The following is an 11,713-nucleotide window of genomic DNA, read 5'->3' as shown; positions in this document are numbered from 1 at the left end:
AATGAAAGGCAAGTAAAATGTAAAATATGCCTTTTCTAGGTCTCTCCACTTACTATCTTCTTTTGTTTTTAAGAAATCAGATACATCGACTACATATCCTCTTCCGTTTTCCATCATCACATTTTTCCCGTGAACATCACAAGGAGTTAATCCTTGTTCCCTTGCATACTCTAAAGCTTCATTGATATCAAGGATTACCTGCTTAGGAATTTTAATCCCCTTATGAATAGCATCGTATAAGGTAATTTCTTTTAAACGTTTCAATACTATGAAATTTTCTCCTTTATATATAAGCTTCGAATAAGAAGGATGATTTCCGATTCTTCGGTATACTTCTGACTCTTTTTCAATTCCTTCTCCTTCTCGCACGTAAACTTTCACTACCCAATCTTTGTATTCTTTGTGCATAAATACTGCGGCATAATTACCTGTCCCTAAACACTTCCAAAGTCTAGGAATATCTTTAACTACTACAGGCTCGAATTCATCCTCACTTCTTATGCTTACCTCTTTTAATAATTCGTCCTTTATCAATCCCACAAAACTATTTATACTCATCATTTCCACTCCGGTTTTGTTAAAAGGGGTCCCACCCACATTTTAACGAATGTTGGTGCTACCTCAATTACTATCTTAACAAATTAAAATTTTGTCTCTCTATTCTTTCATTCTTTCCTCATACTGTTTGGCAAGTTTATAAAATGAAGATCGTTTGATGTCATACTTTTTCATAGCTCCTACTGCTGTAATTGAACCGGATTTCCATTCCTTATAAGCTTCAATAAATTTTTCTGTTATTTCGACAGGAGGACGTCCTAAATGTTTACCTTGTTTTCTGGCAAGAGCAATTCCTTCAGCTTGACGTTGTTTAATATCGATTCGCTCTTTTTCTGCAAAGGCTGATAATATTGTAAGTGTTGCTTTTTGAATTGCGCTCTGAATGACGTCATTTGTACTTTCACCAGTGTAATTGACGTTAATATACGGTTCCTTTATAAATTGTAAATTCACTTTATGCTTTTCATAGTATCTAAATTCTTCTAATGTATCATTCATATTTCTTCCAAGTCTTGTTAAGGAATCAAACACAATGGTATCCCCTGTACGAACGAGACGTTTTAACATTTGGTAGTTCTCTCGCTCCATATTTTTTCCAGATTCTTTATCAATGAAAATATCTCGATCTTCTATTCCTAAATCTTTCATATTCTGAATTTGTCGTTCTTCGTTTTGATCTTTACTCGAAACTCGGACATATCCAAATTTTTTATGCTTCATATGCTACACCTCATTGGTAATTATACCAATTATGTTTGTAAAGGTATATAAAATAAACAGATGTCTGTAAAGTGAGAAATCAATATTTACAGACGTGGGTTTTTATAGTTTTCTATGTATCTGTAAAGGTATACTTTTACAGATAACTTAAGGGATTAACTTAACACTAAATACATAGAATTAAAAAATGCATCAAAAGGTGTACCTACTGAGAAGGTGGAGATAGAAACTTTTTTGAAATTTAGTGAGAAAGGTTTTGATATGTGAGGGTATGCTTTTAAATTTAATTCCCTATATAATAGAATAAATAATGCAAATTGTGGTAAATTGATTAGGATCTTATAAGGAGTGTGGACTATGAACCAAATTTTTGAAAAAAAGTGTAAAGTTTGTGAAACTCCATATTTATTAAAATATCAAGTTGGTTATGTAGAGAAAAATCATTTTTCTTTCGAGTGTCCAACTTGCGGGGTAATGATTGAAGGAACAATTAATGTCAATAATAAAGAGCGAAAGTTAGATTGGGATTTTGATAATTTAGTGGATTATTCGGGTGATATTTTAAAATCTAAAGAAGGATACTTTATGCAATTAACTAGCGAATTCTATGAAAATAAAATTTCTTTGCTTAAAGATTATACCTTCGGAACTCCAACCCCTTTCATACGAAACTTTTGTGATTATATAGAAGATATGAATGGGCTAGCATCTTATCTAGCTGATGATATCCACCAACATGTCAACCATTATAAAAATCTTATCAATCTAGTGTTAAGTAATAAAAATAACGTTAAATATGTGTATTCAGAATTCGGGAAATTAGCTAGTGATTTTAATATGGAGGAAGAAAAGTTTACAAATGATTATAAAACTAATAGATATAATATATTATTCCGTGCAATTACAAATAGTATCAAACCCTTATTAGATCTAAATGAGGAAAAGTTTCAGGTTAATGATATTAAAAATAACCTTTATAAAATGTACGAGAATAAGGTTGAATTTCAAAAGTTTAAAAACTCATTTCAAGACAGTTTACCTAGCTACATTAATTTATTGACTAACGCCATCTATTCTTCAATAAAGATTATTCCTGACATTATCCCTACGATTACATCCGAAACATACAACCATAGGGATATTAAAGTAATAAAAGAACAGTATGGTTTAAGTACGGCTAATTATAAGACCTTGTTAAAAAATTATGCTGAAAACTATGAAATACTTGGGAAAATAATGCCTTTAATTGCTGCTATTGATAATATTAATACTAGAAAAGATATTAATAACTTTGTAAAGGATAGTACTGATAAACCTTTAGTGAAGGCTACTACTTCATTAAAAGGATTCTCAAAAGCTACAATTGGAATAAGAATTCAATACTTAAAAATGATATCTTCCGATGTCTCTAGATACAATGACCTAACTGTTCTCAATAATAGAATACGAAATGCTATAAATCATTCTTCTGTTGATTATGATTCTATTGACCAAAAATTAACTTTTAAAGATGGGAAAATTATAACAGAGAAATATTTAATTGAATTTGCTGAGGAAAATTATGTGATATTATACCTTCAGTTATATTGCTTATACATTGTTTGTTCACTAGCAACTAAGTTTTCGAAAGAAGATAATGCTTAATAACAAAAGATGCTTTCAATAATTGAAGGCATCTTTTGTAGTTTTGAACGTGCTCCAATTTCACTTGAATTCAACATGATGTAAAAAGACAATAAAGTTATTTAATTTTAAAACCTAAAACAAGCATAACCCCGTTCTAAATTTAGGGCGGGGTTAAAATATAGTTGTTTAATTTTCGATATGAGATACTTCACTGTACTCAAAAATATAACAATAAAGTCGTTTAAAAATCTAAGGTTTATTCAACAATAGCGCCCGATTGCGGAAGATCAAGATAATTATTATAATTGCGGCCCTTTAGTTGAATAATGTATCGAGTCTAATAATTACAGCAAATATTTTACTGTCCGTAAGGGGTACCCGATTATTGTGCTATCGTTCTCCTTTAATTTGAATTTAGGTTAAAATTTTAACTAAATAAATTGTGTCAATAGTTGGTTAAACTTGTCACTTTCTTCCCAGAAAGGGCCATGACCACTATATTGAAACGGAACAAGCTTTGAATTTCTTATTTTTTCGTTTAGTTCCTGAGCTTGTGTAAATGGAATAACTTTGTCATGAATGCCGTGAATGATTAAAGTAGGGACATTAATTTTTGGAAGATCCGCATGCAACTTCTCATCTCTTAATGTAATTATAATAGCAGCTGTCGACCAACTTGCTGCTTGTAATCCCATTTGCAAAAACCAGTCCGAAAATGGTTTAGTTATATACTGAAAGAAAAAGCCATCTGTTACGTCCTGCATCATTTTAGGCCGGTCATTTAAGGTTTCTTTAAGAAAGTTATTAGCAGTTTCTGCGGTAAATCCAGTTGGAGCGGCCGCATCAATAAGAACAAGCTTTGATACCCCAAAACCGTTGTGACGAGACATATATCGAATTGCGATAGCCCCACCGGTAGAGTGACCTACGAGAGTAAAATTGTTTAATTGAAGTGTACCAACTAATGTGCGGATATCATCTGCAAGTCTGTTATAAGTATAGCCACTCATTGGTTTATCCGATTTACCAAAGCCCCTCCAGTCTATACCAATACAGCGGTAACCCATAGCAGGAAGAATATTAAACTGATATTCAAACTGATTATGACTTAACGGCCAACCATGTAAAAACACAATGGTCTTATTTCCCCCCGGGTTAATATCTTCTACATATAAATTCACACCTGGCTCTACAGTAACAAAGTATCCCATGAAGATTCCTCCCTAGTTAATATGGTTTCAACAATAGATATTCATTTTGGTTAACATAAATGAGTACCTATACCAGTTGTAGGACAGAGAAGCGAAAAAGGACGGGATTTATTGAACTATCCTGCATTTAGTTTAAGTACAATCCTTCACAAACTCCAAACCAACGATTACATAAATAACCAAATTTGTTTGAGATTCTTATTCCATTAAATGGCCCGATTGTTGAATAACATGACTGGCATTTTTTAAACAACTTTATTATCTCTGTACATTTAAATCCTATTTTAATTACTTGGAATTCAACATCAATAACCGATTCCTTAACGTACAAGGAATCGGTTGATTTGTGTCCAATTTGTGTCTAAACGTACAATTTTCCCGAAATGATATGGTGACCCCTAATACTGTATTTTATAATTGGCATTGCAATATTCGAATTCTTCAAGTCTGATTCACCAAAAACTAAGGATAAAAATCTAACATTCATAATGGTCAGTTTAGGGGTAAATCTATTCACAATTCCAGTGGCTTTTTTTATAGGTGTGATGGCAACAGACTCTCCAGATAGTACTGAACTTGATTTTTGGGGAGGATTTCTCTTTATTCAGGCAATACCGCTCCTCATACTACTTGTAGCTTTGATATGGTGGTTTATCCGCAAGGGCAAAGAAAAAATCGACACATAGAATTTTAAAATGACTTCCGCTAACGATAATTATGTGAACACGAAAGTCCCCCAGTTAAATAATCTGGAGGACTTTTAATAGTCTTCTAAATACATTGAATCCCGATAATGAGACGTTATGTTAACCAAGCATGAATACTATATTCATAAGGTAACTAATTCCAATTGATTGTATAATTAAGAGATAAGATTAAGTAAAAAAGGGGTAAAGATATGATAATTGGAGAACTAAAAGAAATTATAAGACATCCAATAAAGTCATTTCGCGGAGAAAATGTTCAACAAACTTACATTGCATCCTATGGCTTATATGGCGATAGAAGCCATGCCTTTTTAGATGAAACAAGACCAGGAAAGTATTTAACCGCAACACAACTTCCTGAAATGATTGGTTATACAGCGAGTTTTATAGGAGAAGAATCTTTGGATACATATCCACCAATCAAAATCGTTTCTCCTGAAGGAAAAATATACAAGTGGGGAAATCAAAAATTACTTACAGAATTAGAACAAAAATCAAATCGTAAAATTAAAGGTATACAATACTCACCTCAACAAGTACCTCTAGGTGCAATTGAAGAAGAACATGTATTAATTGTGACTGATACGTCATTACAAGAAATGGGGACAATGTGGGGACAAGATGTGAATCATAGGAGATTTCGTCCAAACTTGATATTCTCATTATATGAAAATATTCCTTTCGTAGAAGATACATGGTTTGGAAAATGTATACGTATAGGGGAAGTAGAATTAGAAATAGTAAGACACTGTGAACGCTGCATGATTATTACCATTGATCCCAACACATTAACATTGGAAAAGACTCTCTTAAAAACTGTTGTACAAAAAAGAAATAATCATTTTGGAGTCTATGCATCAGTTATAAAACCAGGAAAAGTAAATGTTGGAGATTCTATCATATTAGAATAATCTTCAATAACACTGATTCTGTACGCTAAGGATGATATAGATCGCTAATCCATAGCACCAATTGTGATTTTTGTATTTTGGAAACTTTATAAAATCCTTAATTTGATGAGAAACTAAAAATTTTTAACTTCCGCTAACGGGAATTATGTAAAAAGTAAAGCCGTCCTAATGGACGGCTTATTGTATTTTTTGCTTAACATAGGGTTTTCTAATTTGCTGGCGGTACCCCATCACCATCAAGCTAAGAAAATACAACTACCCCCAGAACGAAAAATTGTGCTTACTTGTAATAAAAATCTCATTTTTTCGTTTTGGGGTGTTATAAAATCTTTAAGTTGATGGGCATAGGGTGGGACCCCAAACAGTACGATTTTATTTCAAAGACACAACGATCTTACTACACACTTTTTATTTATCCCACACTCTCATCTGCTAGTATTACTATTTTTTATTACTAATGTTGCCGTTTCACTCGGATGGCTAAGAGGAAAATGATGGCCATATGGAACAAAATAAATCAACCTTACCAAGATGCGATGGAGCAGAATAGCCTCTGTCATAATCCCCCCAAATAATGTGAAGATTATACTTTGTTACTTCATTGAAATCACCTTGATCGTTTTTCAGTAGTAAACTGTTAAGCTGAACCGTAGTATTTAAAATTCTAGGAGAAGTAAAACTGTTACTTATTTTTTCAATATAATGTTCAGGGATGCTCTCCGTACTTTCAAACAAACCATTACTTAATAAATAACGCCCTATCAAATTAGTAGTTGCCAATTTTAATGTCCATTTGTTCATAAATTGAGGAACATTTAGCGATTTAGCATTTTTTTTAGCAACAGGTGGCTGAAGTAAAGTGATTGAATACTTCTTATCTATGTACTCTTGTACCAATGCTTCCAGAAGAATAAACGCACCGAATGAATGGCCAATTAGATGTGCACCATTAGTAGCTTTCTCCAATAACTTTTTCACTACATTCAAATAGATATCTAGAAGATTTTTCTCTCGTTTAAAAGGAGAACGTCCCAAACCTGGAAGATCCAAGATCCATACAGGTTGACCAGTTTTTTCATGAAGCTCTTGTGCTAAAGGAAATAAATCCTCTCCATCACTCAATAAACCATGTAATAAAATAAACGGTTTACCCTCTCCTTGTAATTGGTAAAGGGTAGTGTTATCGCATAATGTTCGTTTAAATAAATGATTATGCTGGCCATTTTGATACATCATTCGATAATCCAGATCAGCTACTACGGCAGGGAAAAATTTCATTACACTCGTCTTCTTAAACCAATCTCCTCCCATAATTTTTTTCGCTGAAACATTTGAAAATTTTCGTTTTGTAATAAAATTCAGTCCATCAGAAGGAATTTTTGTTATTTTACTTACTCCACTATTCATAATTGCTTTCATAAGTGGCATTGGGACAGAGATTTTTGGTGCCCTCATATTCATACTTTCCGACATAATACTTAATAATTCAGCAATGTTCTGATCGTGCTGTTTGTCTTCAACAAGTGTATATGTTTGAATAGTCGGTTGCTCCAATCTGAAAACCTGCACAATAAACTTCGCAAGCTCATCGTTTGAAATAAGTGGTAACCTATATCCCTTACCTCCAGGAATCACTGGCATGAGCCCTCTTCGCATACTCATCACAAGCAAACCTAATCCTGCTATCTGCTCTGTACTCCCTGTTTTACTACTACCGACTACAGTTGGCGGATTAATTACAGAAAGCGGATAACCTACTGCTGATGCCTGGTGACGGATATAAAGATCTGCTAAAAATTTTGTTCTCTCATATGGATTTTTTATTTTCAAATAATTGTTTCCTTCTTTAAACACATCAATTGCAATCTTGCTATTTTTATCATCAAAGGGACTCATATAACCTACAACATGAATAAATTGTTGCAAGCCCTTCAATTGATGAATACTTTTAGCTAATTCACTAATATGTTTGGCGCCATTTAAAAATACGGAAGCTGCCTCTTTACTTGTCACTTGAATATCCATGGGGCCTCCTGCGTGAATAATCACATCCGTTTTCAATATCCTCTCCTTATCTTCAGCACTTAGACCTAAATCTATTTTCGTCAAATCACCTTCAATAAAGTGCATAACTGCCTTTTTTAAGATGCCTCTTTCTTGAAAAAGGCGTGTTGCTTTACTTTTCGACCTCACTAAAAGAAGAATTTTAACATCCTCTTTGGCTAATTCTTTCACTAATTGCTTTCCAATAAATCCTGTTCCACCAATTAAAAATACTGTTCTCATATAAAATCTCCTTTTTAGTACTATTTAGTACTAATTTGATGTAAAAAAAAAGCTTCTTTTATCGAAGCAAGTTAAAAAAATGATCTGCTGTTTTCGTGATTACAGTTGCATCCTTCAATGTTTCTGAAATAAATAACGCTCCTTCAAGATTTGTAATAAAAAGTGATGCAACCTCATCAATATTAATCGTATTTCTGAATTCCCCATTCTCTACCCCTTGTTTAAGTAATAGAGAAACTTTCTTTTGTAATTCTGTAAAAAAAAGACCTATTTTTTCTTTTATTTGCGTGGCCTGTGTAGGACTTTGAATATAAAGAGTAATAAATGGACAGCTCCCCTTATACTCTCTCGACTGAACTCCTTGTGATAATTGCTTTAAAAACAGTTGGATACGATCTTCAACTAAAAATTGGTTCTGAGAAAGTACGTCATCAATTGCAGATTGATACATTTCAATCCAATAATCAACGACCCCTTCTAATAATTCTTCCTTATTAGAAAAGTGATAATACACATTAGACTTTGAAACTTTGCTTACACGTACTAATTCATCCATACTTGTATAAGCAAACCCTTTTTCTAAAAATAATGTTGCAGCTACTTCAATCACACGTTTTTGATTCATTAATTTTACCTTTGTCATAACTAGAACTATATAGTACTAATTTAAATGTTGCAAGTATTTATGTTAATTTAGAAAAAAGTTTGATTAAAAAAGTTCCACTAACATTGATTTTACTGCAAAAAAATCTTATTTTGAATAAAGTTGAACTGAACCCCGAAATTGTTAATTCACTATCGTCTAATAGGGGTCACCATACATGCCCATCAACTTAAGAAAAAGAAATGCCCCCAAAACGAAAAAATGAGCGGCTTCTCAGAATAACTATCTGTAGAGAAAGAAAATTTTAATTTAGGGGGATATGAAAATATTAGCTTGATGGTGATGGGGTACAGCCGAGATACGTGTAAAAATAGGTCATAGCCTTACTTTTTTTTCCAACCATGACCTATTGAGTTTATAAAGGGATTGCTTCTTCTATTGGTTGGGGGATTTTCTGTAAATCAATTACATAATCCCCAAAGCGTTTTATATGCCTAGTCATATAAGGACTTAGCCTTTCTAAATCTTGGCGTGAAAAGCGATAACCTTCTTTTTTTAGTTGTCATAAAATTATAGTGATATCTACTACATTTTGAAAAATTACAGAATTGGTGATTAAATCATTGTATTTAATACGTTTTTCTTGTTCGATTGGATCGTTTTCCGTAATAATACCATCGCGGCCAAAAAACAACCATCATGATATAGAGGCAAATATAAAGAACATGTTAATCAAAACATGTTCTTATTTAATATAATCGATTCACTTCTTTATAAAAAGTTTGGTTATTTTATTAAAGCATATTCCACAAACGCACCCGTTTGTTAACTTTTTTACTGTTTGAAAGCCATACTTTTTATATTGATTCATTTATTGGAAAAACCGAAAGTTTTAAAATCTCTCTATTACATATTTATTTTTGGAAAAATAGCCTAACTCCAAATACTAATAATACTGTGCCAGTAATACCCTCTATTGTACGGTTCACCTTTTCTTTTCTTAAAAAAGTTCTTAATTGACGTATTAGAGAGATATAAAGTAAATACCATATTGCTGTCAAAGTCGTAAATGTGAGTCCCAACAAAAGAAATTGGAAGAAATGACTTTGATTACTCACAATAAATTGGGGTAGAAAACTAAGGAAAAATACAGCCGTTTTTGGGTTTAAGATTGCCGTGGTAAATCCTTGTCTAAAACTTTTAACCGTTCCAATATCCTTAGAGTTTATTTCCACTGAACCTGACATATCTTCTTTTTTAGAAAAGGCACTTTTAATTGACTTTACAGCTAAATAAATTAAATAAAATGCCCCAGCATATTTTATTAATGTAAATAGCATAGCAAATTTCATTAAGATAGCAGAGAGTCCTAGTGTAGCCATTATTGTATGAATCATCATTCCAGATACCGTTCCTAAGACGGTCTTTATCCCACCATTTCTACCATGAGAGATAGTGTTTTTTGTAACTAAAGCAAAACCGGGACCAGGCATCATTATAATAAGGAGTGCTGTAAGGATAAATAGCAAATAATTTTCCATGTTCTGGTATTTCCTTTCTGATTTTTAGTTTCGCTTATAGTATAGCTTTTTTCCTTAAAACATTAAATAGGGGGCCCACCCACTTTTTAACGAAAATATACGCTAAGTGTAGCTTTATAATAAAGTTTGATTAAAAATCAGCATTAAGGCTTAATTTCATCGCATATAAAAAGCTATTGTTTTGAATAAAGATTGATCAAAACAATAGCTTTCTTTTATTATATAGTGAAACAAAAAAAGAAGGTATAAAGTTTGATTTTTACACCTTCTTTTTAAAAACTTATTCGCTCATATACTCAGCACTTACAGCGATACCAGATACTCCTGTCCAAAATGTTTCCGATACAACAGATATAAGGAATTTTGCATTTAGAAGACTAGGTAATTTTTTCATAGACATCTCTCCCGTCAATATTTTTAAGCTGATAATTCTTAATACAATTGCTAACAGGAGTAAGCTTATTGCTACTGGTATAGATGGGGCTGCAGTTACACTCGTAAGTGCTCAATATACGAATTATTTAACTATAATCATTATATCACAAATGTTCAGAAAAGTCAGTGTTAGTCAAATATCACTTTACATAAATGAATTTATGTAAGAAACGTTTTGGGAATGGGACTATATAATTTAATTATCCATTCTTCCACTAACCTGCTGTGTTAGTTATAAGTACATTTTTTCAAAATCTCTATAATAATCCTAACAGAATTACCCCAATTAAAAACATCTCCCCTAGTTAATCGTTGAGGAGAGATGTTTTTAATCAAACTTTGATATAAATTATCGAACTTTATTTTAAATGATCAATCTTTTTTATAAAGCTATACTAAGCAAAAAAAATACAAAAAACCGCCCATCAGGACGGCTTTACTTTTTACATAATTCTCGAAAGCGGAAGTAAATTATTTGTCCAAAAAGTTAACCGCTCGCTTGGAATTAGCATTGTTTACTTTTCGAATATATAATTCATATTAAAGAACACTTCCACCAAATTATATTTAGACTTAGTTTTTTGGTGATTGCAGCTTATCAATTTTCCAGTGTGTTTCTAGAGAGTCTAAAGAGCTTTCAATATAAAACATATATTCATCTGCGGTACCTGGTACTTCAAAAGCTATTTTCAATTCTACCGTTTCATTTGGTTTAACTTGTATATCATAAGGAGAAGGGTTTTGGTCAAGCACCTTTCCTTCATACGCCTTACCGTCTTTTTCATCTTTTAAGGTATATTTTAATTCTGATAGTCCAATCATTTGACCTCGTACATTTTTTACAGAGACATTAACAACGATAGAATCGTTGCTATCATTTAAATATGCACTTTGAACGGTGATCAAGTAATAGCCTCCCTTAATACTCTCACCAACTAATAAAATACCTTGTTCCAAGCGGCTCATAGTTTCTTTTTCTTCAAAATTTATTAATTCTTTATTTTCATTTTTTGCAGTTGGTTCTTCTATTGAACCATTTTCAACTGCACTATCTTTTTTATCTTGTGTGCAAGCAGCCGTAACACTGACAAATACTAGACTTAAAGTAAGTAAT

9 protein-coding genes and 2 pseudogenes are annotated in these 11,713 nt (G+C 32.3%); 3 read left to right on the top strand and 8 right to left on the bottom strand.

From position 1 onward, the window contains the following. Both LRP84_RS21795 and LRP84_RS21790 read right to left on the bottom strand, forming a co-directional pair. Positions 1–558: protein kinase family protein (locus LRP84_RS21795; RefSeq protein ID WP_230577001.1), on the bottom strand; the 558-nt coding region annotated here is incomplete at its 3' end. Positions 559–657: 99 nt separating this feature from the next. Next, entirely contained in the window at positions 658–1,278 is a 621-nt protein-coding gene (locus tag LRP84_RS21790) for a recombinase family protein (RefSeq protein WP_230577000.1), read from the bottom strand. A gap of 357 nt (positions 1,279–1,635) precedes the next feature. On the opposite strand from LRP84_RS21790, the gene LRP84_RS21785 reads away from it, so the two are divergent. Next, entirely contained in the window at positions 1,636–2,922 is a 1,287-nt protein-coding gene (locus LRP84_RS21785) for a hypothetical protein (protein WP_230576999.1), read from the top strand. A 413-nt stretch (positions 2,923–3,335) separates the two neighbouring features. Here the strand turns inward: LRP84_RS21785 and LRP84_RS21780 are convergent, their stop codons facing one another. Further along, positions 3,336–4,115 carry an alpha/beta fold hydrolase gene (locus LRP84_RS21780; RefSeq protein ID WP_230576998.1) on the bottom strand — a complete coding sequence of 260 codons (780 nt, stop codon included), beginning with the start codon at positions 4,113–4,115 and terminating at the stop codon, positions 3,336–3,338. 401 nt (positions 4,116–4,516) lie between these two features. Here LRP84_RS21780 and LRP84_RS21775 point away from each other — a divergent pair, with 401 nt between their 5' ends. Further along, a complete protein-coding gene (locus LRP84_RS21775; RefSeq protein ID WP_230577002.1) occupies positions 4,517–4,801 on the top strand; it encodes a hypothetical protein in 285 nt (94 codons plus the stop codon). Positions 4,802–5,013: 212 nt separating this feature from the next. Beyond that, positions 5,014–5,733: an MOSC domain-containing protein gene (locus tag LRP84_RS21770; RefSeq protein WP_098311120.1), complete on the top strand. Its 720-nt coding sequence runs from the start codon at positions 5,014–5,016 to the stop codon at positions 5,731–5,733. A gap of 425 nt (positions 5,734–6,158) precedes the next feature. Here the strand turns inward: LRP84_RS21770 and LRP84_RS21765 are convergent. From LRP84_RS21765 to LRP84_RS21745, 5 genes and pseudogenes are all read right to left on the bottom strand, one after another. Further along, positions 6,159–8,019 (bottom strand): annotated as a pseudogene (locus LRP84_RS21765) (alpha/beta fold hydrolase). Positions 8,020–8,077: 58 nt separating this feature from the next. After that, the gene (locus LRP84_RS21760) at positions 8,078–8,644 is read right to left on the bottom strand and encodes a TetR/AcrR family transcriptional regulator (protein WP_001072294.1); all 567 of its coding nucleotides are present in this window, start codon (positions 8,642–8,644) and stop codon (positions 8,078–8,080) included. Positions 8,645–9,038: 394 nt separating this feature from the next. After that, positions 9,039–9,320: pseudogene (locus tag LRP84_RS21755) on the bottom strand (Tn3 family transposase); the annotation flags it as partial. Positions 9,321–9,537: 217 nt separating this feature from the next. Further along, positions 9,538–10,164 (bottom strand): LysE family translocator, encoded by a 627-nt coding sequence (locus tag LRP84_RS21750; protein ID WP_230576997.1) that lies wholly within the window; start codon positions 10,162–10,164, stop codon positions 9,538–9,540. Between the two features lie 1,008 nt (positions 10,165–11,172). Further along, positions 11,173–11,713: DUF4352 domain-containing protein (locus tag LRP84_RS21745; RefSeq protein ID WP_230576996.1), on the bottom strand; the 541-nt coding region annotated here is incomplete at its 5' end.

The organism is Bacillus rhizoplanae (assembly GCF_917563915.1).
Taxonomy (GTDB): Bacteria; Bacillota; Bacilli; order Bacillales; family Bacillaceae_G; genus Bacillus_A; species Bacillus_A rhizoplanae.
Note: the sequence above shows the minus strand (reverse complement) of the source record. Positions and strands in the feature narration are given on the sequence as shown.